General features: G+C 74.2%; 26 protein-coding genes. 20 read left to right on the top strand and 6 right to left on the bottom strand.

Annotated features, from left to right (window positions below; all coding sequences use genetic code 11):
- Nucleotides 1–31: 31 nt before the first annotated feature.
- From FB474_RS17595 to galE, 4 genes are read left to right on the top strand one after another with little or no spacing between them, the layout of a single operon-like run.
- Nucleotides 32–1,234 carry a 3-hydroxyacyl-CoA dehydrogenase NAD-binding domain-containing protein gene (locus FB474_RS17595; RefSeq protein ID WP_246092593.1) on the top strand — a complete coding sequence of 401 codons (1,203 nt, stop codon included), beginning with the start codon at nt 32–34 and terminating at the stop codon, nt 1,232–1,234.
- A complete protein-coding gene (gene paaI / locus FB474_RS17590; protein ID WP_246092592.1) occupies nt 1,231–1,647 on the top strand; it encodes a hydroxyphenylacetyl-CoA thioesterase PaaI in 417 nt (138 codons plus the stop codon). Before FB474_RS17595 ends, paaI begins: the two co-directional genes overlap by 4 nt.
- Nucleotides 1,644–2,957 carry a phenylacetate--CoA ligase PaaK gene (gene paaK, locus FB474_RS17585; RefSeq protein ID WP_141790167.1) on the top strand — a complete coding sequence of 438 codons (1,314 nt, stop codon included), beginning with the start codon at nt 1,644–1,646 and terminating at the stop codon, nt 2,955–2,957. Before paaI ends, paaK begins: the two co-directional genes overlap by 4 nt.
- Before the next feature lie 53 nt (nt 2,958–3,010).
- On the top strand, nt 3,011–4,027 hold the full coding sequence (gene galE, locus FB474_RS17580; RefSeq protein WP_141790166.1) for a UDP-glucose 4-epimerase GalE: 1,017 nt from the start codon (nt 3,011–3,013) through the stop codon (nt 4,025–4,027).
- On the opposite strand, the gene FB474_RS17575 is transcribed toward galE, so the two are convergent.
- Complete coding sequence (locus FB474_RS17575; protein ID WP_185746246.1) at nt 4,012–5,142, bottom strand: glycosyltransferase family 87 protein; 1,131 nt, start codon at nt 5,140–5,142, stop codon at nt 4,012–4,014. The genes galE and FB474_RS17575 overlap by 16 nt on opposite strands.
- Nucleotides 5,143–5,395: 253 nt before the next feature.
- On the opposite strand from FB474_RS17575, the gene FB474_RS17570 reads away from it, so the two are divergent.
- The 7 genes from FB474_RS17570 (at nt 5,396) to FB474_RS17540 (ending at nt 12,775) form a co-directional block, all read left to right on the top strand.
- Complete coding sequence (locus FB474_RS17570) at nt 5,396–6,838, top strand: cytochrome ubiquinol oxidase subunit I (protein ID WP_141790164.1); 1,443 nt, start codon at nt 5,396–5,398, stop codon at nt 6,836–6,838.
- Between the two features lie 30 nt (nt 6,839–6,868).
- Nucleotides 6,869–7,957 (top strand): cytochrome d ubiquinol oxidase subunit II, encoded by a 1,089-nt coding sequence (gene cydB, locus FB474_RS17565; protein WP_141790163.1) that lies wholly within the window; start codon nt 6,869–6,871, stop codon nt 7,955–7,957.
- Nucleotides 7,957–9,540, top strand: a complete 1,584-nt coding sequence (gene cydD, locus FB474_RS17560) for a thiol reductant ABC exporter subunit CydD (RefSeq protein WP_141790162.1) — start codon at nt 7,957–7,959, stop codon at nt 9,538–9,540. The genes cydB and cydD overlap by 1 nt, the downstream gene beginning before the upstream one ends.
- A complete protein-coding gene (gene cydC, locus FB474_RS17555) occupies nt 9,537–11,162 on the top strand; it encodes a thiol reductant ABC exporter subunit CydC (RefSeq protein ID WP_141790161.1) in 1,626 nt (541 codons plus the stop codon). The genes cydD and cydC overlap by 4 nt, the downstream gene beginning before the upstream one ends.
- 2 nt (nt 11,163–11,164) lie before the next feature.
- The gene (locus tag FB474_RS17550; RefSeq protein WP_141790160.1) at nt 11,165–11,575 is read left to right on the top strand and encodes a BlaI/MecI/CopY family transcriptional regulator; all 411 of its coding nucleotides are present in this window, start codon (nt 11,165–11,167) and stop codon (nt 11,573–11,575) included.
- A gap of 2 nt (nt 11,576–11,577) precedes the next feature.
- Nucleotides 11,578–12,456, top strand: a complete 879-nt coding sequence (locus FB474_RS17545) for a M56 family metallopeptidase (RefSeq protein WP_221632664.1) — start codon at nt 11,578–11,580, stop codon at nt 12,454–12,456.
- An 85-nt stretch (nt 12,457–12,541) separates the two neighbouring features.
- Nucleotides 12,542–12,775 carry a hypothetical protein gene (locus tag FB474_RS17540; protein ID WP_141790159.1) on the top strand — a complete coding sequence of 78 codons (234 nt, stop codon included), beginning with the start codon at nt 12,542–12,544 and terminating at the stop codon, nt 12,773–12,775.
- Nucleotides 12,776–12,868: 93 nt separating this feature from the next.
- On the opposite strand, the gene FB474_RS17535 is transcribed toward FB474_RS17540, so the two are convergent.
- Nucleotides 12,869–13,801: an MBL fold metallo-hydrolase gene (locus FB474_RS17535; RefSeq protein ID WP_246092591.1), complete on the bottom strand. Its 933-nt coding sequence runs from the start codon at nt 13,799–13,801 to the stop codon at nt 12,869–12,871.
- Nucleotides 13,802–13,893: 92 nt separating this feature from the next.
- On the opposite strand from FB474_RS17535, the gene bioB reads away from it, so the two are divergent.
- The gene (gene bioB, locus FB474_RS17530; RefSeq protein ID WP_221632663.1) at nt 13,894–14,901 is read left to right on the top strand and encodes a biotin synthase BioB; all 1,008 of its coding nucleotides are present in this window, start codon (nt 13,894–13,896) and stop codon (nt 14,899–14,901) included.
- A 5-nt stretch (nt 14,902–14,906) separates the two neighbouring features.
- On the top strand, nt 14,907–15,128 hold the full coding sequence (gene bsaP / locus FB474_RS17525) for a biotin synthase auxiliary protein BsaP (RefSeq protein WP_246092590.1): 222 nt from the start codon (nt 14,907–14,909) through the stop codon (nt 15,126–15,128).
- Here the strand turns inward: bsaP and FB474_RS17520 are convergent.
- From FB474_RS17520 to FB474_RS17510, 3 genes are all read right to left on the bottom strand, one after another.
- Nucleotides 15,100–15,516 (bottom strand): hypothetical protein, encoded by a 417-nt coding sequence (locus FB474_RS17520; RefSeq protein ID WP_141790157.1) that lies wholly within the window; start codon nt 15,514–15,516, stop codon nt 15,100–15,102. The two genes, bsaP and FB474_RS17520, sit on opposite strands and share 29 nt — an antisense overlap.
- Nucleotides 15,517–15,624: 108 nt before the next feature.
- Nucleotides 15,625–16,875 carry an RNA polymerase sigma factor gene (locus FB474_RS17515; RefSeq protein WP_141790156.1) on the bottom strand — a complete coding sequence of 417 codons (1,251 nt, stop codon included), beginning with the start codon at nt 16,873–16,875 and terminating at the stop codon, nt 15,625–15,627.
- Nucleotides 16,876–16,879: 4 nt separating this feature from the next.
- A complete protein-coding gene (locus FB474_RS17510; protein WP_141790155.1) occupies nt 16,880–17,230 on the bottom strand; it encodes a YciI family protein in 351 nt (116 codons plus the stop codon).
- Between the two features lie 134 nt (nt 17,231–17,364).
- Between FB474_RS17510 and FB474_RS17505 the strand changes: the two genes are divergently transcribed.
- The 7 genes from FB474_RS17505 (at nt 17,365) to FB474_RS17475 (ending at nt 23,500) form a co-directional block, all read left to right on the top strand.
- On the top strand, nt 17,365–18,699 hold the full coding sequence (locus FB474_RS17505; protein WP_141790154.1) for an adenosylmethionine--8-amino-7-oxononanoate transaminase: 1,335 nt from the start codon (nt 17,365–17,367) through the stop codon (nt 18,697–18,699).
- Nucleotides 18,700–18,868: 169 nt separating this feature from the next.
- Nucleotides 18,869–20,002 (top strand): 8-amino-7-oxononanoate synthase, encoded by a 1,134-nt coding sequence (locus tag FB474_RS17500; RefSeq protein ID WP_141790153.1) that lies wholly within the window; start codon nt 18,869–18,871, stop codon nt 20,000–20,002.
- The gene (gene bioD, locus FB474_RS17495) at nt 19,995–20,696 is read left to right on the top strand and encodes a dethiobiotin synthase (protein ID WP_221632662.1); all 702 of its coding nucleotides are present in this window, start codon (nt 19,995–19,997) and stop codon (nt 20,694–20,696) included. The genes FB474_RS17500 and bioD overlap by 8 nt, the downstream gene beginning before the upstream one ends.
- 4 nt (nt 20,697–20,700) lie before the next feature.
- Entirely contained in the window at nt 20,701–21,213 is a 513-nt protein-coding gene (locus FB474_RS17490) for a low molecular weight protein-tyrosine-phosphatase (RefSeq protein ID WP_141790152.1), read from the top strand.
- The gene (locus FB474_RS17485; protein WP_141790151.1) at nt 21,210–22,181 is read left to right on the top strand and encodes an EamA family transporter; all 972 of its coding nucleotides are present in this window, start codon (nt 21,210–21,212) and stop codon (nt 22,179–22,181) included. The genes FB474_RS17490 and FB474_RS17485 overlap by 4 nt, the downstream gene beginning before the upstream one ends.
- A gap of 51 nt (nt 22,182–22,232) precedes the next feature.
- Nucleotides 22,233–22,763, top strand: a complete 531-nt coding sequence (locus FB474_RS17480) for a tetratricopeptide repeat protein (protein ID WP_141790150.1) — start codon at nt 22,233–22,235, stop codon at nt 22,761–22,763.
- Nucleotides 22,764–22,810: 47 nt separating this feature from the next.
- Nucleotides 22,811–23,500 (top strand): DUF1345 domain-containing protein, encoded by a 690-nt coding sequence (locus FB474_RS17475; RefSeq protein ID WP_141790149.1) that lies wholly within the window; start codon nt 22,811–22,813, stop codon nt 23,498–23,500.
- Here FB474_RS17475 and FB474_RS17470 read toward each other — a convergent pair.
- Nucleotides 23,472–24,800, bottom strand: coding sequence for an amidase (locus tag FB474_RS17470; RefSeq protein ID WP_221632661.1), 1,329 nt, complete (start codon nt 24,798–24,800; stop codon nt 23,472–23,474). The genes FB474_RS17475 and FB474_RS17470 overlap by 29 nt on opposite strands.
- Nucleotides 24,801–24,803 lie beyond the last annotated feature (3 nt).

Genomic DNA, 24,803 nt, shown 5'->3' with positions numbered 1-24,803 from the left:
CAACAACGACAAACCTGCAAATATGTGTCACATGTCTTCGCCGGCGCGCCAGACGTCCGTCCAGCATGCTCCCGTTGCCGTCGTCGGGGCCGGTGCGATGGGCTCGGGCATCGCCCAGGTCGCCGCCCAGGCCGGGCACCCGGTGCACATCGTCGACGCCGTGGACGGAGCTGCGGCAGCTGCCCGCGACCGGCTCGCCGCCACGCTGCAGCGCCTCGCCGACCGGGGGAAGACCACGCAGGACCATGCTGCCTCCGCGACCGCCAACCTGCACGTCGTCGACCGGCCCGCGGACCTGCCCGCCTGCACCCTGGTCATCGAGGCGGTCCGCGAGGACCTGGCCGACAAGCGGGCGCTGTTCGCCGAGCTCGCCGCGCACCAGCCGGCCGACACCCTGCTGGCCACGAACACCTCCAGCCTCGACGTCAGCGCCATCGCCGCCGGCCTGGACCACCCCGGCCGGGTGCTCGGCCTGCACTTCTTCAACCCGCCGCCGCTGATGCGCCTCGTCGAGGTGGTCCACGGCGAGGCCACCGACGAGGACAGCCTCGCGCGCGCCACCGAGCTCGTCCGCACCTGGGGCAAGACGCCGGTGCGGTGCACCTCCACCCCGGGCTTCATCGTCAACCGGGTGGCCCGCCCGTTCTACGGCGAGGCCCAGCGCATGGTCGAGGCCGGCGTCGCCGACCCGGCCACCATCGACCTCGCCCTGCGCGAGCACGGCGGCTTCCGCATGGGCCCGATGGAGCTGACCGACCTCATCGGCCAGGACGTCAACCTCGCCGTCGGCACCAGCGTCTGGGAGCAGACCGGCCGCGACCCTCGCTACGAGCCCACCGGCTACCAGCGCCGGCTCGTCGCCGAGGGACGGCTGGGCCGCAAGAGCGGTCGCGGCGTCTTCCGGTATGACGCGTCGGGGCAGCCGCTGGACGCCGCACCGGACGCGCAGCTCGCCCAGGCGCTCGCGACCGGCCCGGTGGTCACCAACCCGGTGGCGCGGACCGTGGCGATGCTGGTCAACGAGGCGCTCGACCTGGTCGACCGCGGCGAGGCCACCGCCGAGGACGTCGACACCGCGATGCGGCTGGGCACCAACTACCCGAAGGGACCGGTCGCCTGGGGCCGGGAGGTCGGCCTGGACGTCGTCGCGGACCAGCTGCGCGAGCTCGACGCCGCCTTCCGCGGCGGGCGCTACCGGCTCAGCCCCGCCCTGGCCGCGGCGGTCCGGGCGTGAGCGCCGACCTGACCCACGTGCAGCGCATGTGGGAGGACGACGACGCCTCGCGCGCCCTGGGCATGGAGGCGCTGGAGATCGCCGTGGACCGGGCCCGGGTGCGGATGGCCGTCACCGACGCCATGGTCAACGGGCACGACATCGCCCACGGCGGGTTCATCTTCACCCTCGCCGACTCCGCCTTCGCCCTGGCCTGCAACTCCCGCGGCGCGCTGACCGTCGCCGCCGGGGCCGACATCACCTTCGTCGCCCCCGCACGATGCGGCGACGTGCTGGTCGCGGACGCGACCCAGCGCACGGCATACGGGCGCAGCGGCATCACCGACGTCACGGTCACCCGGGAGTCGGACGGGTCGACCATCGCGGAGTTCCGCGGCCGCTCGCGGTCGCTGCGCAGCCAGGAGCACACATGAGCCTTCCCCCCATCTCGGCCCGCCCGGACCTGCTCGACGAGGCCGAGCACTGGAGCATCGACGAGCTGCGCGCCATCCAGCTGACCCGGCTGCAGTGGACCGTGCAGCACGCCTACGACAACGTGCCGCACTACCGGAAGGCGCTGGACGACAAGGGGTTCCACCCCTCGGAGGTCACCGCCCTGGAGGACGTGCGGCACCTGCCGTTCACGACCAAGGCCGACCTGCGCGCCAACTACCCGTTCGGCATGTTCGCGGTGCCGCGGGCCCAGGTCTCGCGCATCCACGCCTCCAGCGGCACCACCGGCAAGCCCACCGTCGTGGGCTACACCGCCGGCGACATCCGCACCTGGTCGGCCATCGTGGCCCGCTCGCTGCGCGCCGCCGGTGCCCGGCCGGGCGACGCCGTCCACGTGGCCTACGGCTACGGCCTGTTCACCGGCGGCCTCGGCGCCCACTACGGCGCGGAGGCCCTGGGCTGCACCGTGATCCCCATGTCGGGCGGGCAGACCGAGAAGCAGGTCCAGCTCATCACCGACTTCCGTCCACGCGTGATCATGGTGACCCCGTCCTACTTCCTGTCCATCCTCGACGAGATGGAGCGCGTCGGCATCGACCCGCGCGAGTCCTCCCTGGAGATCGGGGTGTTCGGCGCCGAGCCGTGGACCGAGGCGATGCGCCAGGAGATCCAGCAGCGGGCCGGGATGCACGCGGTCGACATCTTCGGCCTCTCGGAGGTCATGGGCCCGGGCGTGGCGCAGGAGTGCGTCGAGACCAAGGACGGCCTGCACATCTGGGAGGACCACTTCTACCCCGAGGTGGTCAACCCTCTGACCGACGAGCCGGTCGAGGACGGGCAGGTCGGCGAGCTGGTCTTCACCTCGCTGACCAAGCAGGCGATGCCGGTGCTGCGCTACCGCACCCGCGACCTGACCCGGCTGCTGCCGGGCACCGCGCGGCCCGGGTTCCGCCGGATGGAGAAGGTCACCGGGCGCACCGACGACATGATGATCGTGCGCGGGGTCAACGTCTTCCCCACGCAGGTCGAGGAGATCGTGCTGTCCGTCCCCGGGCTGTCGCCGTACTTCCAGTGCGTGCTCACCCGGCCCGGCCGGCTCGACGAGCTGACCGTCAACGTCGAGGCCGCCCCCGACGCCGGCGACCTCGACCGGGATGCCGTCGCCCGCGAGGTGCAGCACCACATCAAGAGCCGGATCGGCACCAGCGCCCGCGTGCACGTCGTCGACCCCGGCGGCATCGAGCGGTCGGTGGGCAAGGCGCGGCGGATCGTCGACGAGCGACCGAGGTAGCCACGGACGGGGACGGCGCCCCGGCACCGGGCCCCACGGCATACTTTGGCCGCATGCGCGTACTCGTCAGCGGAGGAGCCGGCTACATCGGCTCCCACACAGTCGTCCAGCTCATCGCCGCGGGTCACGACGTCCTCGTCGTCGACAACTTCGCCAACTCCAAGCCGGCGGTGGTGAACCGGCTGGAGGCCATCACCGGACAGCACCTGCCGGTGCACGCCTTCGACCTGCGTGACCACGACAAGACCGAGCACCTGTTCGCCCACGAGCAGATCGACGCGGTGATCCACTTCGCCGGGCTCAAGGCGGTCGGCGAGAGCGTGGAGAAGCCGCTGGAGTACTACGAGAACAACCTCGTCTCCACGTTCTCGCTCGTGCGCGCGATGAGGCGCCACGGCGTGGACAAGCTCGTCTTCAGCTCGTCGGCCACGGTCTACGGCACCGACCAGGAGGCCGCCACCGAGGACCGCCCGACGTCGGCCACGAACCCCTACGGCTGGACCAAGGTGATGATCGAGCAGATCCTGCGCGACGTCGCCGCGGCCGAGGAGGGCTGGCGGATCGCGCTGCTGCGCTACTTCAACCCCGTCGGTGCGCACGAGTCGGGCACCATCGGCGAGGACCCGCAGGGCATCCCCAACAACCTCGTGCCGTTCATCGCGCAGGTCGCCGTCGGTCGCCGGGAGAAGCTGCAGGTCTACGGCGACGACTACGACACCCCTGACGGCACCGGGCTGCGCGACTACATCCACGTCGAGGACCTCGCCGCCGGCCACGTCGCCGCGCTGAACAAGCTGGCCAGCACCGACGAGCCGGTCAGCACGTGGAACCTCGGCACCGGCACGGGCACCAGCGTGCTCGAGATGCTGCACGCCTTCGAGCGGGCGGTCGGCCGCGAGCTGCCCTACGAGGTGGTCGCCCGTCGCGCCGGCGACATCGCGGTGTCCTACGCCGACCCCTCGCGCGCCAACGCCGAGCTCGGCTGGCGGGCCGAGCGCAGCATCGACGACATGTGCGCCGACACGTGGCGCTGGCAGCAGCAGAACCCCAAGGGCTATCCCGACGCCTGAGCCACGGACGCTCGCGGGTCGGGGGCGGCCCCGTCCTCCCCGACCCGCGACCGGGCACCGGCCAGGAGCCAGAGCAGCAGCACCGCACTCAGCGGACGGACCGACTGCACCGCGAGCCGCAGGGGTCCGTCGAGCCGGCCGGCCAGCTCGAACACGGGCAGCGTCCACAGCACCGTCCCGGCGAGGGCGAGCAGCCGGCGGCCCCGCAGGGACAGGGTCGCCCACCCCAGGCAGACCGCGAGGCCGTGGTGCGACCAGGACACCGGCGTCGCCAGCAGCGTGAGGACGCCGGCGGCGAGCGCCAGGTCGAGCCGGTCGGCGCGGCGCCGGCGCAGCGCGAGCGCCCACCACCCCACGGCCAGCAGCGCCGTCAGCCCCACCCCCGCGAGCAGCGCGGGCCGGTCGGCCAGCCCGGCGTGGGCGAACAGCCCCGGCAGCGAGGTGTTGGACGCCGAGCCGGTGCGGCCGACCCGTCGGGTGTCCCACAGCGCCGAGGTCCAGTAGGTCCAGGAGGCGGCTGGGGCCAGCAGCACCCCGAGCAGGGTCAGCACCAGGGCCGCCCCCAGTGCGTATGCCGTGCGGCGCACCCGGTCCGGCTGGAACCAGAAGGCGGCGAGGTCGGCCAGCGGGGTGATCTTCACCGCCGCACCGACCGCTGCCCACGCACCGGCGCGGGACGGGACCGCGGCGACCGCGGCGACCGCAGCCGCCCCGATGAACGGGCTCACCTGGCCGAGGGCCATCGCGTCGTTGACCGGGTCGGTCACCGCGAGGACGGCCGCCCCCAGGGACAGCGTCGCGAGGGAGGCACCCGGTGCGACGAGCCGGGACCACCACCGGCAGAAGGCCGTCCCTGCCACCGCGATGAGCAACACCCAGAGCACCCACGCCACGGACTGGTCCAGCAGCGCCCATGGCGCGAAGGCCAGCAGCGCCACCGGCGGGTAGGTGAAGCCGAGGCCCCGCTCCGTAGCCCAGCCGTATGGCGACCCCGTCGCCCACCAGGCCTGGACCGACTCGCGGTAGATGGCCAGGTCGTAGCCGTGGCGCCAGGCCGGGCTGAAGGTCACCCCCGCCAGGTTGAGCGCGGCCACCGCCGCGAACGGCAACGCCACCGCCAGCCACGGTCCGACGGCGCGACGACGACGCGAGCCGGCCCCCCGGCATACCCCCCACACACCCCCGAACCTCACGGTCCGCGGGAGCGTGGGCGAACCGGTGACGGTGGTCCCCGCCCCCTGAGGACCTTGGTCCAGCGACGCCGCCGGTGATGTCGGACACGGTTGTCGTGGAGGCTGCGACGGGGATCTACTACGCGTCGTAGTATCTACTACGCCCGGTAGTACTCCACCGATCGCGGGAGCAGTCTTGGGAACCGTCGACATCGCGCGATGGCAGTTCGCCATCACGACCGTCTACCACTTCTTCTTCGTGCCGGTGACGATCGGCCTGTCCGCCGTCGTCTTCGGCATGCAGGTCGCGTGGTTGCGCACCGGCAAGGACGAGTACCTGCGGCTGACGAAGTTCTTCGGCAAGCTCTTCACGATCAACTTCGCGATGGGCGTGGTCACCGGCATCGTCCAGGAGTTCCAGTTCGGCATGAACTGGAGCGACTACTCCCGCTTCGTCGGCGACATCTTCGGCGCCCCACTGGCGATCGAGGCACTGCTGGCGTTCTTCCTCGAGTCGACCTTCCTCGGGCTGTGGATCTTCGGCTGGGACAAGCTGCCCCGCAAGCTGCACGCCGCGAGCATCGGGCTGGTGCACGTCGGCACCCTGCTGTCGGCCTACTTCATCCTCGCCGCCAACTCGTGGATGCAGCACCCCGTGGGCTACCGGCTCAACCCGGCCACCCACCGCGCCGAGCTGACCGACTTCATGGCGGTGCTCACCAACAAGGTGCAGCTGGTGACCTTCCCGCACACCATCATCGCGTCGTACATGGTCGGTGGCGCGTTCGTCATGGCCGTCGGCCTCTGGCACGTGCTGCGCCGGCGGACCCCCGGCGGCGAGCGCCCGATGTACCGCACCGCCACCCGCGCCGGCGCCTGGGTCACCCTCGTCGCGGCGGTCGGCGTGATGGTCTCCGGCGACCTGCAGGGCAAGGTCATGACCGAGGTCCAGCCGATGAAGATGGCCGCGGCCGAGGCGCTCTACACCACCGCAAACCACAACGCGCCGTTCTCGCTGTTCACCGTCGGCTCGCTCGACGGCTCGCAGGAGAAGTTCGCCATCACGGTGCCGAGCCTGCTCAGCTTCCTGGCCACCGGCCACTTCGACGGGCGGGTGCAGGGCATCAACGAGCTGCGCGCGAGCTACCAGCAGACCTACGGCGCCAACAGCAGCGCGCTGACGTTCAGCCAGAGCGGCTACACCCCGGTGATCCCGGTGACCTACTGGTCGTTCCGGCTGATGATCGGCCTGGGCATCCTGGCCACCCTCATCGCGCTGGCCGTGCTGTGGTCCACCCGCCGGGGGCGCCTGCCCGTCGACCGCCGCTGGCTGTGGGCGGTGTACACCGTGCCGCTGATGCCGTTGTTCGCCAACAGCTTCGGCTGGATCTTCACCGAGATGGGCCGCCAGCCGTGGATCGTGTTCGGCGTCATGACCACCGCCCACGGCGTGTCCCCCAGCGTGTCCGCCGGTGAGGTCTGGACCTCGCTGATCGCCTTCACCCTGCTCTACGGCGGCCTCGCCGTGGTGGAGCTGAAGCTGCTGCTGCGCTACATCGCCAAGGGCGCCGAGCCGGTCGAGGCGCCGGTGCCGCCGTCCGAGCGGGACGAGGACGCACCCCTCGTCTTCGCCTACTGAGCCACCGCACGAGAGAGCAGGAAAGAGACCATGGAGCTCACCACCGTCTGGTTCATCCTCATCGGGGTGCTGTGGACCGGCTACTTCGTCCTCGAGGGCTTCGACTTCGGCGTCGGCATGCTCATGCCGGTGCTGGGCCGCGGCGAGGACGGCGAGACCCGCAAGCGCGTGCTGCTCAACACGATCGGCCCCGTCTGGGACGGCAACGAGGTGTGGCTGCTGACCGCGGGAGGGGCGACCTTCGCGGCGTTCCCCATCTGGTACGCCACGTTGTTCAGCGGGTTCTACCTCCCGCTGCTGCTCATCCTCGTCGCGCTGATCGTGCGTGCGCTCGGCTTCGACTACCGCGGCAAGGTCGACGACCCGGCCTGGCGCCGGCGGTGGGACGTCGCCATCGTCGTCGGCTCGGTGGTCCCCGCCCTGCTGTGGGGCGTCGCGCTGACCAACATCGTGCGGGGCGTGCCGATCAACGCGGCCAAGGAGTACACCGGCAACCTGTTCACCCTGCTCAACCCGGTCGGGCTGCTCGGCGGGCTGACCACGGTGGCGCTGTTCCTCACCCACGGCGCGATCTTCGTGGCGCTCAAGACCGAGGGGGACATCCGGCGCCAGGCGCGGGAGCTGTCGGTGCGGGTGGGCCTGGTGGCCGCCGCGCTGGCCGTGGCGCTGCTGGTGACCCTCAACGCGCAGACCGGTTCGGCTGCCTCGTGGGTCGCCGCCGGAGCCGCCGCGGTGGCGCTGCTGGCCGGCCTGTTCGCCTCCTGGCGCGACCGCGAGGGCTGGGCGTTCGTCGGCACGTTCGTCGCGATCGGCGCGGCAGTGGCCTCGCTGTTCCTCGCGCTCTACCCCGACGTCATGCCCAGCTCGACCAACCCCGCGTTCTCGCTGACCGTGACCAACGCGTCCAGCACGGCATACACGTTGAAGATCATGACGATCGTCGCCGCGGTCTTCACCCCGCTGGTGCTGGCCTACCAGGCGTGGACCTACTGGGTCTTCCGCCGGCGGATCGGCACCCGGCACATCCCCGCGGCCAGCGGTACCGCCCCGGCGCCGTCGGCCCCGCACGCCCCCGGCAGCAGCCCGGTCCCGCCGACCGCGCCGGCACCGAGTCGCTGATGCGCCCGTTCGACCCGCGCCTGCTGCGCCTGCTGCCGAGCGCCCGCCGTGCCGTGGCGGCGCTCGGCGGCCTCGGCGTGGTCCAGGGCGCGGCGACCGTGGCGACGGCGTTCGCGGTGTCCGCGCTCGTGGTCGCCGTGGTGGACGGGCGGTCGCTGACCGGACCGGCCCTGGCGGTCGCGACGCTGTTCACGGTGCGCGGCCTGCTCGCCGCCGGGATCGAGGCCACCGCCACCCGGGCCGGCTCGCGGGTCTCGACCGCCCTGCGCGAGCGCCTGCTGGCCACCTGGCTGGGACGCCCGGCCGAGGAGCGGCCCGAGAGCTCCCGGGCGCTGACCCTGGCCACCGACGGCGCCACCTCCGTCGAGCCCTATGTGGCGCGCTTCCTGCCCTCCCTGGTCCACGCCGCCGTCGTGCCGGCCATGGCCATCCTCACCCTGGCCTTCGTCGACTGGCCCAGCGCGCTCGTCGTGCTGCTGACCGTCCCCCTGCTGCCGCTGTTCGCGGCGCTGATCGGACGCACCACGGCAGATGCCACCGCCGCCCGGTGGCGGGCGCTGGCCACCCTGTCCGGTCACTTCCTCGACGTGGTCCGCGGGCTGCCGACCCTCGTCGCCTACGGCCGCGGCCGCACCCAAGCCAACTCGATCGAGACGGTCAGCCAGCGGCACCGCCGGGCCACGATGCAGACCCTGCGCCTGGCCTTCCTCAGCTCCGCCGCGCTGGAGCTGCTGGCGACCATCTCCGTGGCCCTGGTCGCGGTGACAGTGGGCCTGCGCCTGGCGGGTGGCGACATGCCGCTCGGGCCGGCGCTGACCGCGATCCTGCTGGCGCCCGAGGCGTACTGGCCGATCCGCCGCGTCGGCGCCGAGTTCCACTCCGCCGCCGACGGCGCCGCCGCACTGGAGGAGGCGTTCAGCGAGCTGGAGCGGCCGTCGCAGGCTCCGTCCCAGGGCGCCGCACCGCAGGCCCGGGCCACCGGCCTGGCCTACCGCCACCCCGGCGCGAGCAGCGACACCCTCACCGCGGTGGACCTCGACGCCCGGCCCGGGCTGACCGTGGTGACCGGGCCGTCCGGCTGCGGCAAGTCGACCCTGCTGGAGCTGCTGGCCGGGCTGCGGACCCCCACCGCCGGCCACGTCGAGGCGCCCCGGGCGCACCTGCTCACCCAGCAGCCGTTCCTGTCGGCCGGCACGATCCGGGACAACCTGCTGCTCGGCGCCCGCTACGGCACCGGCGACCAGCAGCTGTGGGAGGCGCTGCGCGAGGTCGGCCTCGACGGCCTCGTCGCCGGCCTGCCCGACGGCCTCGGCACCCGCATCGGCGACGACGGGTTCGGCCTGTCCGCGGGGCAGCGCGCCCGGCTCGGCCTGGCCCGCGTGCTCCTGAGCAGCGCCCCTCTGGTGCTGCTCGACGAGCCCACAGCCCACCTGGACCAGGACGCTGCGACCACCGCGCACCAGGCGATCCGCGACCTGGCCGAGGAGCGCGTCGTGGTGGCCGTGACCCACCGGCCCGAGCTGCTCGAGCACGCCGACGCGCACGTCGCCCTGACGCCGGCCCCGAGGACCGTGACGCGATGACCCGGTCCACGCCCCCGATCCTGCGCGCCGGGCTCATCGGCGCGGCCGCGACCGCGTCCGGGATCGCCCTGACCGCCACCTCGGGGTGGCTCATCGTCTCGGCCAGCGCCCGCCCGGTCATCCTCACCCTGCTCACGGCGATCGTCGCGGTCCGCGCCTTCGGCATCGCCCGCCCCGCCTTCCGCTACCTGGAGCGGCTGCGCTCCCACGACGCCGCCCTCGGCGACCTCGCCGAACGCCGGACCCGCACCTACCGCCGCCTGGTCCCGCTGACCCCCGCCCGGCTCGGCCGACGCGGCCGCTCCGAGGTGCTGACCGGGGCCGTGCGCGACCTCGACGACGAGGTCGACGCCCAGGTCCGGGTCACCGTGCCGGTGCTCTCGGCCCTGCTCGCCGCGAGCGTCGCCGCGGCCCTCACCGTGCTCGTGCTGCCCGACGCCGGGGCCGTCGTGGCCACCCAGGTGGGGCTGGCCGGGCTGCTCGCCGGCGGCCTGTGGCGCGCCGAGCGCAGCACGTATGCCGTGTCGCTGCGGGCCCGCGCCGAGGTCGCCCGGGTCTCCGCCCTCGTCTCCGGCAACGCCCTGGAGCTCCAGGCGGTGGGCGGCACCGAGCAGGCGAGCCGGTGGCTGGCTGCGGCCCACGAGGATCTGGTCCGGGCCACCACCCGGCAGGGCCGGGTGCGCTCGGTCGGGGTCGGGAGCCTGCTGCTGCTCACCGCCGGCGCCACCGTCGCCTCCGCCGTGCTCGCCGCCCGCGCGGACCTGGCCGGGCCGGTCGCGGCGCTGTTGGTGCTGACCCCCCTCGCGGTCGGCGACGCCCTCGCGGTGCTGCCCGACGCCATGAGCGCCCGCGCCCGGTCCCTGGCCGCCGCCGAGCGGCTCCAGGCCCTGCTCGAGCAGGAGCCGGCGGTGCGGGACAGCGGCGACTGGCCGGTGCCCACCGCCGACGGCGCGGTGCCGGGCCTGCGGCTGCGCCGGGTGACCGCGGCCTGGGCCGGGGACCGCGCGCAGCTCGGCCCCCTCGACCTCGACCTCGAGCCCGGGGAGCACGTCGCCGTCGTCGGCCCCAACGGGTCCGGCAAGTCCACGCTGCTGGCGGTGCTCGCGCGGGCGCTCGACCCCCGCTCCGGCCGCTACGAGCTGGACGGGGACGACGTACGCGGCCTGGACCTGGAGCAGACCCGCGCCCTGTTCGCCGTGGTCGACGACACCCCGCACGTCTTCGCCAGCAGCCTGCGGGAGAACCTGCGCCTGGCCCGCCCCGGCTGCGGTGACGACGAGATCGGCGTGGCCCTGCTCGACGCCGGGCTGGGGCACTGGCTCGCCGGCCTGCCGGAAGGCCTCGACACCGTGCTCGGCGCCGGCGGGCGTGGCGTCTCCGGCGGCGAGCGCGCCCGCCTCGGCATCGCGCGGGCCCTGCTCTCCGGCCGGCCGGTGCTGCTGCTGGACGAGCCGGTCGCCCACCTGGACCACCCGACCGCCGAGGCCGTGGTCTCAGACCTGCTCGACGCCTCCCGCGGGCGGACCGTGGTCATGGTCAGCCACCGCCTGGACAGCCTGGAGGGCTTCGACCGGGTGGTCGACCTGGGCGGGACCACCCACCGGGCGGAGGTAGGTTCCTGAGCATGGCCACTGACCCCACCCCGCGGCTCGGCGAGCTCGAGCGGGCCGTCATGGAGCACCTGTGGACCCGGACCGGGAACGGCGACGGGCCCGCGACGGTGCGCGAGGTCCACGACGTGGTCGGCGCCGAGCGGGACCTGGCCTACACGACCCTGATGACCGTGCTGGACCGGCTCACCCGCAAGGGCGTGGTCGAGCGCGAGCGCGACGGCCGGGCATGGCGCTACGCCCCGCTCGGCTCCCGCGAGCAGCTGACGGCCCGCACGCTGCGAGACGCGCTGGGTGGCCTGGGCGCCGACGACCGCCGCGCCGCGATGGTGCACTTCCTCGACGAGGCCTCCGCCGACGAGATCGCCGACCTGCGAGCCGCCCTCGCCGCGCTCGAGGCCCGCCGCGACGCACCCCCCGCCTGACCGTGCTGGTCGTCGCGGCCCTCGTGCTGGTCGCCCTGGTGCTCGCCGGCGCGGCGCCCCGGGTCATGGCCCGGCGCACCGGCTTCCGCCGCTCGCCCCGCCCGGCGCTGGTGGTCTGGCAGTGCGTCTCCCTCGCCGCCGTCCTGGCCGCGCTGGCCGCCGGGCCCGCCGTCCTGCCCGCCACCGCCGGCCCCGGCTCCGGCCACTCCGTCGTCGGCGGGCTCGCCCTGGCGCTCTCCGCCGCGATGCTGCTGCGGCTGCTGTGGTCCGGGCACCGGGTCGGCACCCGGCTGCGGGCCGTGCGGCGCGAGCACCGGGAGCTGGTCGACCTGCTCGGGCTGCCCGGCGACGCCGGCGCCGGCCGGGTCACGGACCGCGACGGCACGGTGAGGGTGCTGGCGCACCCGACGCCGACGGCCTACTGCCTGCCCGGCCTGCGGCACCGGGTCGTGCTCACCCGGGGGGCGCTGGAGTCACTGCCCCCGGACCAGCTGGCGGCCGTCCTCGCCCACGAGCGGGCCCACCTGCGCGCCCGGCACGACCTGGTGCTGGAGTTCTTCGCGGTGCTGCACCGCGCGGTCCCGCCGTGGCTGCGCTGCGAGGCCGCGCTGACCGAGGTGCGGCTGCTCGTGGAGGTGCTCGCCGACCGGGCGGCCGTGCGCGTCGCCGGCGTCACCCCGGTGGCGCGCGCCCTCGTCACGCTCGCGCAGGGCCGCCACCCCGAGGCCGCGATGGCCGCGGGCGGCGGGACGGCGCTGGCCCGGATGGAGCTGCTGGCCGCTGCGCAGCGGCCCGCCCGGGGGCTGTCGGCGCTGATGTACGCCTTCGCCGCGGCCGTCATCGCGGTGCCGGTGGCCCTCGTCGCCCTGGCCTTCACCTGACCCCCGACGGGACGTAGGGCGGGTGGCGCGCGCAGGACTGGAGGCGCACGATGGGTCGGACACCGACCCCGCGGAAGGAGTCACCGTGAGCCCGTCTCCCGAGGACAACGTCGAGCAGCAGGTCCCCGAGCCCGACGCCGCCGAGCAGCAGGAGCCCTGGGCCCCGGAGTCCGAGGACGAGGAGGCCGAGGCGGACACGGACCGTCCGCTGACCGCCCTGCCGACGGACGAGGCCAACGAGGCCGACGTGATCGAGCAGAGCCAGAGCCTGCCGGACGACGAGGACTTCTACGCGGGGGCCACCGCCGAGCCGGAATGACCCGCCCTTGCGCAAGAAGGGGTCGCTGCCAGGCCCCGTGACGGGCGATCCGGCGACCTCAACGTGCGCAAAGGTCAGCAACGTGCGCACAGGTCAGCCGGTCGCCAGCCAGGTGCGCAGCCGGTATGCCGCGAGCCGGGCCCGGTGCCGCAGCGCGGCTCCCCGGCACGGCCCGTTCCAGACGACCACGTCGTCGAACGCGTGCGCCCCCGGCCTGTCCGCGACCGACCGGGCCGCGTCCCGCACCGCCACGAGCTGCTCGACGGTCATCTGCAGCGGCGCCTCGTCCGGCTGCCAGGTGGCCCCGAGCGGGTAGTCCCGCCCCGGCGTCCTCGTCATCTCCACGTGGCAGCCCAGCACCGCGGTCACCGGACGTGAGCTCGCGAGCGCCACGAGCCGGTCCAGGCTGTCGAGGAACGCCGGCACGTCCTCCACGTAGAGCCGGCCGGGGTAGACCGTGTCACCGGTGAGCAGCCACCCGGTCCACGGGTCGTGGACCGCCACGGAGGCCTCGTGGTGGCCGGGGATGCCGGTCACCTCCAGCACCCGGCCGCCGAGGTCCAGCGTCACGACCTGCGCCGGCCAGTCGGTGAACCCGAAGAAGTCCTGCACCGCGGCCAGGTCGGTCCCGACCACGGTCACGTCCGTCCGCCCGGCGAACTGGACGTCACCGGCGACGTGGTCACCGTGCGCGTGCGTGTGCGCGACGACGAGCTCGTACGCCTGGCGCGGGTGCTCGCGCAGCCACTCCACCACCAGCGCCTCGATGGTGTCGGCCAGCGGGAACCGTGCCGGGTCGGCGGTGGCCCCGGTGTCGAACAGCACGGCACGCTCGTTGCCGAACAGCAGGAACAGGAACGGCCCCTCGTAGTCCACGTCCTTGCTCTGGCGCAGCACCACCGTGTGCGGGTCGGCCTTGTGCACCTGGATGGGCGGGTCCGTGTGGCCGCGCCGCGACCCGTGCACCCAGGCCACGTCGAGGTCCGTCGGCACCGGTGCCGCGTGGGTGAAGTCGACCTCCGTCACCGGCGCCTCTCCTCCCGGCCACCCGCCCTCGGGAGGCCATCCAGCGGACCTGCGGCACGGCATACCGCGGGGGTGGTCCACAATCGGTGACCATGACTGCCGTTGAGACTGACATTCTGGCCGTCGCGCGCGAGCAGGTGCTCGAGCGGGGCGAGGCGCTGCGCTACGAGCAGATCCTGGCCGTGCTGAACACCCCGGACGAGCAGCTCGAGGAGCTGCTGGCGCTCGCCCACGAGGTCCGGATGAAGTACAACGGCCCCGACGTCGAGGTCGAGGGCATCGTCTCGCTCAAGACCGGCGGCTGCCCCGAGGACTGCCACTTCTGCAGCCAGTCCGGGCAGTTCACCTCCCCGGTGCGCTCGGTGTGGCTGAACATCCCCGAGCTGGTCAAGGCGGCCAAGCAGACGCGCGAGACCGGCGCGTCCGAGTTCTGCATCGTCGCAGCGGTGCGCGGGCCGGACGAGCGCCTCATGAGCCAGATGCGCGAGGGCGTCAAGGCGATCCACGCCGAGGTCGACATCCAGGTCGCCGCCAGCCTGGGCATGCTCACCCAGGAGCAGGTCGACGACCTGCGCGACATGGGCGTGCACCGCTACAACCACAACCTCGAGGCCGGCAGGTCCTACTTCCCCCAGGTCGTCACCACCCACACGTGGGAGGAGCGCTGGGAGACCTGCCAGATGATCAAGGACTCCGGCATGGAGCTGTGCTGCGGCGGGCTGGTCGGCATGGGCGAGACCGTCGAGCAGCGCGCCGAGCTGGCCGCCCAGCTCGGGGAGCTCGAGCCGCACGAGGTGCCGCTGAACTTCCTCAACCCGCGGCCCGGCACGCCGTTCGGCGACCTGCCGGTCATGGAGGCCAACGACGCGCTGCGCACCATCGCGGCGTTCCGCCTGGCCCTGCCCCGCACGATCCTGCGCTACGCCGGCGGCCGCGAGCTGACCCTGGGCGACCTGGGCACCAAGAACGGCCTGCTCGGCGGCATCAACGCGGTCATCGTCGGCAACTACCTGACCACCCTGGGCCGCGACCCCAAGGACGACCTGGCGCTGCTGGACGACCTCAAGATGCCGATCAAGGCGCTCAACGCGACCCTCTGACACCCGTGACCACGACCGGTATGACGGGTGCCCCCGTCTGGTGCGGCCGCTGCGGTGAGGCAGCGGCCGAGGGCGACCACGGCGCGTGCGCCCGGGCGCTGGAGCTGGAGCCGCCGCGCTACTGCGTGGCGTGCCGGCGCCGGATGAAGGTGCAGGTCACGCCGGGCGGCTGGAGCGCCACCTGCGTCGAGCACGGGGTCAGCGAGACGTCGACCTGGGGTCGGTGAGCCGCTCCTCCTCGCGGCTGAGCTGCAGCAGCACCACGGGCAGCACGAACGGCACGACGAGCAGCTCGAGCCAGTCCCACAGGGTGTTGCCCCGGAAGCCGGTCCACGCCCAGCCGAGGACGTAGCCGCCGAGCACGAGGACGACGAACACCAGCCCGGCCAGGCCGAGGGCCAGGACCCACACCAGCTCCAGGCGGGTGTGGGTCCGCAGCCACAGGGGCAGCAGCGCCAGCACGACCGGCAGCACCATCAGGTGCAGCCAGTCCCAGAGGGTGTTGCCCCGGAAGCCCGTCCACGCCCAGCCGCCGAGGTAGCCCCCGAGCGCGCACACCGCGACCAGGCCGACCGCCCCGCCGAACGCCACCGTGTGCCGTCGTCGCACGACCATGGCGCCAGCATCGCCACGCGTCCCCCGGGGCGGTTCCCTCAGGTGGACGAGTGCCGGGTGAAAGGTTGACCACATCCGGGCGTGGTCAACCCTTCCCCTTGTTGCCGGTCAGCCGCCGACCTCGGCGAGCCGCCGCTGCAGGAACGCCCGCTCGGCCGCGTTGTCGGTCAGGTCCAGGGCCTGCCGGTATGCCGTGGCCGCCTCCCCTGCGTGGCCGAGCCGCCGCAGCAGGTCGGCCCGGGCGGCCGGCAGGTAGCGGTAGCCGGCCAGCGCACCGGCGTCGAGGGCGTCCAGGGCGGCCAGGCCGGCGTCCGGCCCGTCGCGCATCGCCACCGCCGCGGCCCGGTTGAGGGCGACGACCGGGGAGGGCCAGGCCTGCAGCAGCAGGTCGTAGAGGCCGACCACCTGCCGCCAGTCGGTCTCGCCCCAGCTCGGCGCCTCGGCGTGCACCGCGGCGATCGCGGCCTGCAGGGCGAACCGCCCCGGCCGGCCGCCGCGCAGCGCGTCCATGACCAGGACCCGCCCGTCCGCCACCTGCTCGCGGTCCCAGCGGCTGCGGTCCTGGTCCTCCAGCAGCAGCAGCTCGCCGGAATCGTCGACGCGGGTGGCCCGGCGCGCGTCGTTCAGCAGCAGCAGCGCGAGCAGGCCGCGGACCTCCCGCTCGTCGGGCATGAGCTCGAGCAGCACCCGGGCCAGGTCGAGGGCGCGGGCGACGAGGTCGGGCCGCACGAGGGTGTCGCCGGAGGGTGCGGTGTGCCCGGTCGTGAAGACCAGGTGCACCACGGTCAGCACCGCGTCGAGCCGCTCGGGCAGCTCGTGGGTCTCCGGCACCCGGTAGGGGATGCGCGCGGCCGTGATCTTCTTCTTCGCCCGGGTCACCCGCGCCGCCATCGTCGGCTCGCTGACCAGGAAGGCGTGGGCGATCTCCGGGGTGGTCAGCCCGCAGACCAGCCGCAGGGTGAGGGCGACCTGCGCCTCACGGGCCAGCGCCGGGTGGCAGCAGGTGAACACCAGCCGGAGCCGGTCGTCGGCGATGTCGCCGCCGTCCGGCCGTTCGCCCGGCCCGTCCTCGGTCATCTCGGGCTCGACCAGCAGGGGCAGCTTGGTGCGCAGCGTCGAGGCCCGGCGCAGCGCGTCGAGCGCCTTGCGCTTGGCCGTGGTGGTCAGCCAGGCGCCCGGGTTGCGCGGCACCCCGTCGCGCTCCCAGGCCTCGACGGCGGTGAGGAACGCCTCCTGCGAGCACTCCTCGGCCAGGTCGAGGTCGCGGGTGAGGCGCACCGTCGCGGTGAGCACGTGGGCCCACTCGCGCCGGTGCGCCTCCGCGAGCGCCTCGCGGACCAGCTCACGCTGCGCTGCCAAGCGATCAGCCCTGCTCCGGGAACTCCATGACCGGGCGCACCTCGACCCCACCGAACGGCGCCGGGCACAGCCTGCTGATCTGCAGGGCGTGGTCGAGGTCCTTGGCCTCGATGAGGTAGAAGCCGCCGAGCGCCTCCTTGGTCTCCGCGAACGGGCCGTCGGTGACCACGTCGCCGCGGATCGAGGTGGCGGTGGCGGTCGGCTGCAGCGCGTTGCCGCCCAGGACCTGCCCGCCGAGCTCGACCACTTGCTCGGCGAACCGGTTGTGCGCCTCCATCGCCTGCTGCCAGACGCTCGGGTCGGGGTTGTCGTAGCCGGACTCGTTCTCGTAGATCAGGACCAGGTACTGAGCCATCGCGGTTCTCCTGTCGGCAGTCGGTGTGCTCGGACATGACCTCGACGAACGGGCCGCGCCGGAATCGACAGCCCCAGTCTCGGTCCCCGGTGCCCGCGAAGCCAGCCACGCGGCATACAGCACAATCGGTGGCGATGAGCGACCTCGACGACCTGCTCGCGTTCGACCGCGACCACCTCTGGCACCCGTACTCCTCGGCGCTGACGCCCTCGACCCCGCACCTGGTCGAGTCGGCCGGCGGCGTGCGGCTGCGGCTGCGCCTGCCCTCCGGGGAGCGCCGCGAGGTCGTGGACGCGATGTCCTCGTGGTGGTGCGCGGTCCACGGGTATGCCGTGCCGCAGCTCGACGCCGCGGCTCACCAGCAGCTCTCCCGGATGAGCCACGTGATGTTCGGCGGGCTGACCCACGAGCCGGCGGTCGAGCTGGGCCGGCGACTCATCGACCTGGCGCCGCGGCCCGAGGGCGCGGACGCGTCGCCGCTGCAGCACGTGTTCTTCGCCGACTCCGGCTCGGTCTCGGTCGAGGTCGCGCTGAAGATGGCGTGGCAGCTGCACGTCAACGCCGGGCGCCCGCGCCGCAAGATGTTCACCATCCTCGGCGGCTACCACGGCGACACGTTCGCGCCGATGAGCGTCACAGACCCGGTCGGCGGCATGCACACGCTGTTCACCGGGGTGCTGCCCGAGCAGGTCTTCGCCCCGCGCCCGCCGGCCGGCCTCGACGTCGGCCCCGACGACCCGGCGATGGTCGAGTGGGAGCGCGCCACCCGCGAGCTCTACGCCCGCTTCGCCGACGACATCGCGGCGGTCGTCGTCGAGCCGCTGCTCCAGGGCGCCGGCGGCATGCACGTCTACAGCCCGTATGCGGTGCAGGTGCTCGCGAGCCTGGCCCGCGAGCACGGCGCGCTGGTCATCTTCGACGAGATCGCGACCGGCTTCGGGCGCACCGGCACGCTGTGGGCCGCGCAGCGCTGCGGCGTGGTGCCCGACGTGATGACGGTCGGCAAGGCGCTGACCGGCGGCTACCTCACCCTCGCCGCGGTGCTGTGCACCTCGGACGTGGCCCGCGGTGTCAGTGGCGGCGCGTCCGGCGCGCTGATGCACGGACCCACGTTCATGGCCAACCCCCTGGCCTGCGCGGTGGCCCTGGCCAGCCTGGACCTGCTCCAGGCCAACGACTGGTCGGCCCAGGTGGCGCGGCTGGAGGAGGGGCTGGCTCGCGGGCTCAAGCCGGCCGCCGACCTGCCGCACGTCAGGGACGTCCGGGTGCTCGGCGGGGTCGGCGTCATCCAGCTCGACGAGCCGGTGCGCACCGCCGAGGTCGCCGCCGCCGCGATCGAGCGCGGGGTGTGGGTGCGCCCGTTCCGCGACCTCGTCTACACGATGCCGCCCTACGTCAGCACCGCCGAGGACGTCGCCACGATCTGCTCGGCCCTGGTCGGCGCCGTCGCCGAGGTCCACGGCGCGTAACCCGTTCTCTCATCCCCGAGTGGGACGTTCCTCAGGCTTGGAGGCCTCTCCAAGCCTGAGGAACGTCCCACTCGGCGGGGTGGTTGGGCATCCTGGGCGCGGTGGGTGGGTGCGTCCAGGGGGTGACCCCGTGGACGGGAGGCGGCCCGGCGTGGGGCACCCTTGGCGGGTGAGCTGGTTCCTCGATGACCTGGTGGCCCGCGCCGCCGAGCGGGAGCGCCTGGGCCTGACCCGGCACCTGGTGCCCCACACCCCGGCGAGCCATGGCGGCCTGCTCGACCTGGCCGGCAACGACTACCTCGGGCTGCTGCACCGCCCCGACGTCATCGCCAGCGCGGTCGCCGCGGCCCGGCAGTACGGCGGCGGCGCCGGCGCCTCCCGCCTGGTGACCGGCTCGCTGGACCTGCACGAGCGGCTCGAGCGCGAGCTGGCCGACCTCACCGGCAGCGCCGCTGCCCTGGTGTTCTCCACCGGCTACGCCGCCAACCTCGGCGCCGTGACGGCCCTGACCGACGCCGACACCCTCATCGTCTCCGACGCCCACGTCCACGCGTCGCTGATCGACGCCGCCCGGCTGTCCCGGGCGCAGGTCGCCGTCGCCGCGCACAACGACCTCGCCGACGTCGAGCGGCTGCTGCGCGACCGGTCCCAGCGCAGGGCCGTGGTCGTGGTCGAGTCGGTCTACAGCGTCCTCGGTGACGCCGCGCCGCTGGTGGAGCTGGCCGACCTGGCCGGCCGCCACGACGCCGTGCTGCTGGTCGACGAGGCGCACGGCCTCGGCGTCGTCGGCGAGCGCGGTGAGGGCCTGGCTGCCGCGCTCGGGCTGACGGGGCTGGACCACGTGGTGCTGACCGCGACGCTGTCCAAGTCGCTGGCGGCGCAGGGCGGGGCGGTCCTCGGTCACCCTGCGGTGCGCGAGCACCTGGCCAACACCGCCCGCACCTTCATCTACGACACCGGCCTCGCGCCTGCCGCCGCCGGCGCCGCCCTCGGCGCCCTGCGGGCCCTGCGGCACGACCCCGAGCTTCCTCCGCGTGTGCGCGCCAACGCGGCCACCCTGGCCGAGGCGTGCGGCGTCGACGCCCCCGCCGGGGCGGTGCTGTCGGTGCCGATGCCCGGGCCCCACGAAGCCCTGGCCGCGGTCGAGGAGGCCGCGGGGCACGGCATACGGATCGGGTGCTTCCGTCCCCCGTCGACACCGGACGGCACGAGCCGGCTGCGGCTGACCGCGCACGCGCACCACACCCGCGACGAGCTGGCCCTGGCCGCCAAGGTGCTGCGGGAGGTGACCGGTCGTGCCTGACCTGCCCCCCGTCATCGTCGTCACCGGCACCGGCACCGAGATCGGCAAGACCGTCGTCACCGCGGCGCTGGCCGCCAGCCTCCTCCACCGGGGACTCCGCGTCACCGTCGTCAAGGCCACCCAGACCGGGCTGCAGCCCGGCGAGCCCGGCGACGTCGACGAGGTCGCCGCCCTGGCCGGCGACGTGCGCGCCCGTGAGCTGGTGCGGCTGCCCGACCCGCTGGCGCCCGACGCGGCCGCCCGGGTCGCCGGCGTGGAGATCCCCACCGTGGCCGAGCACGCCGACTCCGTCATGCACCTCATCAGGGACGGCAGCGCCGACGTCGTCCTCGTCGAGGGCGCCGGCGGCCTGCTGGTGCGCATGGACTCCGACGGCGCCACCATCGCCGACCTGGGCACCGCCCTGGAGGCCCGGGGTGCGCGCGTGGGCTTCCTCGTCGTCGCGACCGCCGGGCTGGGCACGCTCAACCACAGCGCGCTGACCGCCGAGGCGCTGCGCCACCGCGGGCTGGACTGCCTCGGCTTCGTCATCGGCTCCTGGCCCGAGGACCCCGACCTGGCCATGCGCTGCAACCTGGACGACCTGCCCGCCGTCACCGGCGCCCCGCTGCTGGGCTGGGTGCCCGAGGGCGCCGGCCGCTGGGAGCCGGAGCGGTTCCGGGCCGAGGCACCGGCGTGGCTTCGGGTTGAATGACCGCATGACCCGCACCCCGGCATACCGCGTCTGCTTCGTCTGCTCCGGCAACATCTGCCGCTCGCCGATGGGCGAGGTCATCCTGCGGTCGCTGCTGGAGGAGGCCGGGCTGGACGCCCTGGTCGAGGTGACCTCGGCCGGCACCGGCGGCTGGCACGAGGGCGAGGGCGCCGACCCGCGCACCGTGCGCACCCTGGACGAGCACGGGTATGACGGGTCCGCGCACGTCGCGCACGAGTTCCTCCCCGAGCGGTTCGAGGAGCTCGACCTCGTGCTGGCAGCCGACCTCGGGCACGTGCGGCAGCTGCAGCGGCGGGCCCCGACGGCGGCCGACCAGGACAAGGTCCGGCTGATGCGCGAGTTCGACGAAGAAGCGGTCGCGGCCGGGACCCTGGAGGTCGACGACCCGTGGCACGGCGGGGAGGCCGAGTTCCAGCGCTGCCTGGCCGAGGTCCGCGCCGCGTGCCACGGGGTGGTCGCGCACGTGGCGGCCGAGCTGGCCGCGACCCGCAGATGACGCGGGAGCCCCGCGCCTCGACCGGCCTGGTGGTCGCGGTCGTCGCGGCGGTGCTGTTCTCCGTCAACGGCACCGTGAGCAAGGTCGTGCTCCAGCACGGGCTGTCCTCGCTGGAGCTGGTCTCGGTCCGCAGCGCCGGCACCGCGCTGGTGCTGCTCGGGATCACCGCCGCGACCCGACCCCGCGCGCTGCGGGTGGGCTGGCGCGAGCTGGGCTTCCTCGTCGCCTACGGCATCACCGGCATCGCGATGGTGCAGTGGCTGTACTTCGTGGCGCTGCAACGGCTCCCGGTCGGGGTCGCGCTGTTGTTCGAGTACACCGCACCGCTGATGGTCGCGCTGTGGGTGCGGTTCGTGCAGCGCCAGCCGGTGCGCTCCCGGCTCTGGCTCGGCCTCGCCTGTGCGCTGGGCGGCCTGGCCCTGGTCGCCCAGTTCTGGAAGGGCATGGTGCTCGACCCGCTCGGCCTGGTCTCGGCGGTGGGCGCCGGCGCGGCGCTGGCGACGTACTACCTCATGGGCGAGGCCGGCCAGCGCCAGCGCGACCCCATCTCCCTGATGGGCTTCAGCTTCGGCTTCTCGGCGGTGCTCTGGGCGGTCGTGCAGCCCTGGTGGACCTTCCCGTTCGGCCGGATGAGGCAGGCGGTCGAGCTGCCGGGTGCGGTGCCCGGCGCGGCGCCGTTGTGGGTCCTGGTCCTCTGGGTCATCCTGCTCGGCACGGTGGTGCCGTTCCTGCTCGTGCTGTATGCCGTGACGCACCTGGGCGCGGCCCGGACCGGGCTGGTCGGGATGCTGGAGCCGGTCGGCGCCGGCATCGTCGCGTGGGTGCTGCTCGGCGAGGCACTGGCCCCGGTGCAGGTGCTCGGGTCGGTCGTGGTGCTGGTGGGGATCGCGCTGGCCGAGACCGCGCGCCAGCAGGTCGCCCCGCCGACCGAGGAGGGGGCACCCCTGCCCGAGGGCGTCGCGCCCTGACCCGGGCAAACCCGTTGATGTGTCAACGTCGCTGCCGCTAGACATGGCCGCATGAACGAGCAGGAGCTGACGCCCGAGCTGGCCGCCGAGATCGAGCGGGGCTTCGCCGCCCGGGACCGCGACGACATGGGCCCGACGATCGCGTACTTCGAGGAGCTGCTGACCCGCCACCCGGGCCACGCCCACGTCCTCTACGAGGTCGGTGGGTCCTACGACACCGCCGGCCGCGAGGACGAGGCGGTCACCTACTACGAGCAGGCCCTGGACGCGGGGCTCTCCGGCGACACCCTGCGCAAGTGCCTGCTGCAGTACGGCAGCACCCTGCGCAACCTCGAGCGGTACGACGAGTCGGTTGCCGTGTTCACGCGCGCCGCCGTCGAGCAGTTCCCCGGGTTCGCCTCGCTGCGCCTGTTCCGGGCCCTGAACCTCCACGCCGCCGGGCGCAGCGACGCAGCCGTGGGTGAGCTGCTCGAGGTGGCCGCCGACCACATCGACACCGCCGACGTGAAGCGCTACGAGGCGGCGCTGCGCGGCAACGCGGAGTACCTGCGCGACCGCGACGCGGGCGTCGTCACGGCCTGACACCTTTGGGGGTGTCGGCCACCGGACCCGGGGTCGACCATGGGGCCGTGGGTGCCGACAACCCCGACCCGCCCACCACGCGGGCCCCGGAGAGCTACCTGTGGCCGATCCTGGCGATGGTCGCCGCGATCCTGCCGCAGGTCCTGGTCCCGGCCCGGCTCCGGGTCGGACCGGTCCCCCTGGTGCCCCTCATCGAGCTCGCCGCCGTGGCCGTGATGGTCGTCATCGCCGCGCGGCCGGGACCGGTGCCCCGCGGCGCCCGCCCCCTGGTGCTGACCCTCTTCGGCGTGCTGGTCGGCGCCAACACGGTCGGCGCGGCGCGCCTGGTCTCCCTGGTGCTCGACGGCCACCCCGTGGACGGCGCGGCGCTGACCGCGAACCGGCTCCTCGTCGCGGGCGCCCTGGCCCTGTCGACCAACATGTTCACCTTCGGCCTGCTCTACTGGCAGGTCGACGGCGGAGGTCCCTGGACGCGTGCCCGGGGCCCGGCGCAGCGCCCCGACTTCCAGTTCCCCCAGACCCTCGACCGGGAGCTCGGCGGGCCGGACTGGATCCCCCACTTCGGGGACTACCTCTACGTGGCCTTCACCAACCTGATCTCGTTCAGCCCGGCCGACACCTCCCCGCTCACCGGCCGGGCCAAGACGCTGATGGCCCTGCAGTCCCTCATCGCCCTGGCCGTCATCGTCGTGGTGCTCTCGAGGGTGATCAACATCCTCCCCGCGCCGGCCGGCTGAGCAGGGCCGGCTCGAGCACGGCCTCGGCCCAGGCGAGCAGCTGCTCGTCCGCCCCGGGGCGCGCCACGCACTGCAGTCCCAGCGGCAGCCCGCCTGGCGCGCACCCTGCGGGGAGCCCGACCGCCGGCAGGCCGGCCTGGCTCCACGGCAGGCTCATCACCGAGCTGCCGGTGTCCGCCAGACCCTTCGGCGCCGGGCCGACCGCCGACGGCGCCACCCACAGGTCGAGCCCCTCGGCGTCCATCCGCGCCACGAGCCCGGCCCGGTGCACCGCGCACCCGGCGAGCGCCTCGTCGTACTCCTGGCGGGTGACCGTCTGGCCCTGGCGGATCGCGGCGACCGTCTCGGGCCGGTAGCGCTCGGCGTGCGCGGCGAACCAGACCGCGTGCGTCCGCGCGATCTCGTAGCGCCCGACGTCGACCTGTCGCTGGGCGAGCGCCTCGAGGTCGCCCAGCGCCGGCACGCGTCGCACCTCGACGCCCGCGTCGCGCAGCCGCTCCAGCGCCGCGTCGTAGCCGGCCCGCCCCTCCTCCGACACCAGGTCGAGGTAGGGCCCCTCGGGCACCCCGACCACCAGCGGCCGGCCCGGCACCACCGCAGGCGTCCACCCGTCCACGACCACCGACGCCGCCAGCGCGACGTCGGCGACGCCACGTGCCAGCAGGCCCACGACGTCGAAGCTCGGCGCGTTGGCGATCACCCCGTCGACCGGGATGCGTCCGTGCGTGGGGCGGTAGCCGGTGACGCCGCAGTAGGCCGCCGGGCGGATCGTCGAGCCCACCGTCTGCGTGCCGACCCCCAGGGTGACCAGCCCGGCCGCCACCGCCGCCGCCGACCCGCTGCTCGAGCCGCCCGGGGTGTGGTCCAGCGCGAGCGGGTTGCGGGTGGGTCCCGGTGCGGCGTGGGCGAACTCGGCCGTCACGGTCTTGCCCAGGACCAGCGCGCCCGCCTCCCGCAGCCGGCGCACCACGGTCGCCTCGGGCCCGGCGAGGACCTTCGGCGGCAGCGTCGACCCGGCGGTCGTCGCCAGCCCGTCGACCCGCACGACGTCCTTGACCCCCACCGTGGCGCCGAACAGCGACGGCCGTTCCGGCCCACGAGACCAGCGCCGGGTCAGCCGTCCGGCCTCGGCCAGGACGCGGCCGCACCGGTCCGGCTCCGGCACGAACGCCTGCAGCACCGGGTCGTGCGCGTCGACGCGCTGCACGGCGGTGGCGGCGTGCTCGCCCAGGTCGGCCGCGGCGCCCAGCGCCGCGACCTCCTGCACCAGCCCTCTGGCCGGCGGGAACGTGTGGTCCACGCC

The sequence above is a fragment of the Oryzihumus leptocrescens genome (assembly GCF_006716205.1).
Classification (GTDB): Bacteria; Actinomycetota; Actinomycetes; order Actinomycetales; family Dermatophilaceae; genus Oryzihumus; species Oryzihumus leptocrescens.
The sequence above is the reverse complement of the archived record's forward strand: the minus strand, read 5'-3'. Positions and strand labels throughout refer to the sequence as shown.

Excerpts from the sequence above, each read along its gene's own strand:
- paaK (WP_141790167.1), top strand. The coding sequence starts at position 1,644 with ATGAGCCTTCCCCCCATCTCGGCCCGCCCGGACCTGCTCGACGAGGCC.
- FB474_RS17480 (WP_141790150.1), top strand. The coding sequence starts at position 22,233 with ATGAACGAGCAGGAGCTGACGCCCGAGCTGGCCGCCGAGATCGAGCGG.
- FB474_RS17520 (WP_141790157.1), bottom strand. The coding sequence starts at position 15,516 with ATGGTCGTGCGACGACGGCACACGGTGGCGTTCGGCGGGGCGGTCGGC.
- cydD (WP_141790162.1), top strand. The coding sequence starts at position 7,957 with ATGCGCCCGTTCGACCCGCGCCTGCTGCGCCTGCTGCCGAGCGCCCGC.
- FB474_RS17505 (WP_141790154.1), top strand. The coding sequence starts at position 17,365 with ATGAGCGACCTCGACGACCTGCTCGCGTTCGACCGCGACCACCTCTGG.
- cydC (WP_141790161.1), top strand. The coding sequence starts at position 9,537 with ATGACCCGGTCCACGCCCCCGATCCTGCGCGCCGGGCTCATCGGCGCG.
- bioB (WP_221632663.1), top strand. The coding sequence starts at position 13,894 with ATGACTGCCGTTGAGACTGACATTCTGGCCGTCGCGCGCGAGCAGGTG.
- FB474_RS17550 (WP_141790160.1), top strand. The coding sequence starts at position 11,165 with ATGGCCACTGACCCCACCCCGCGGCTCGGCGAGCTCGAGCGGGCCGTC.
- cydB (WP_141790163.1), top strand. The coding sequence starts at position 6,869 with ATGGAGCTCACCACCGTCTGGTTCATCCTCATCGGGGTGCTGTGGACC.
- FB474_RS17595 (WP_246092593.1), top strand. The coding sequence starts at position 32 with ATGTCTTCGCCGGCGCGCCAGACGTCCGTCCAGCATGCTCCCGTTGCC.
- FB474_RS17490 (WP_141790152.1), top strand. The coding sequence starts at position 20,701 with ATGACCCGCACCCCGGCATACCGCGTCTGCTTCGTCTGCTCCGGCAAC.
- FB474_RS17485 (WP_141790151.1), top strand. The coding sequence starts at position 21,210 with ATGACGCGGGAGCCCCGCGCCTCGACCGGCCTGGTGGTCGCGGTCGTC.
- galE (WP_141790166.1), top strand. The coding sequence starts at position 3,011 with ATGCGCGTACTCGTCAGCGGAGGAGCCGGCTACATCGGCTCCCACACA.
- FB474_RS17510 (WP_141790155.1), bottom strand. The coding sequence starts at position 17,230 with ATGGCTCAGTACCTGGTCCTGATCTACGAGAACGAGTCCGGCTACGAC.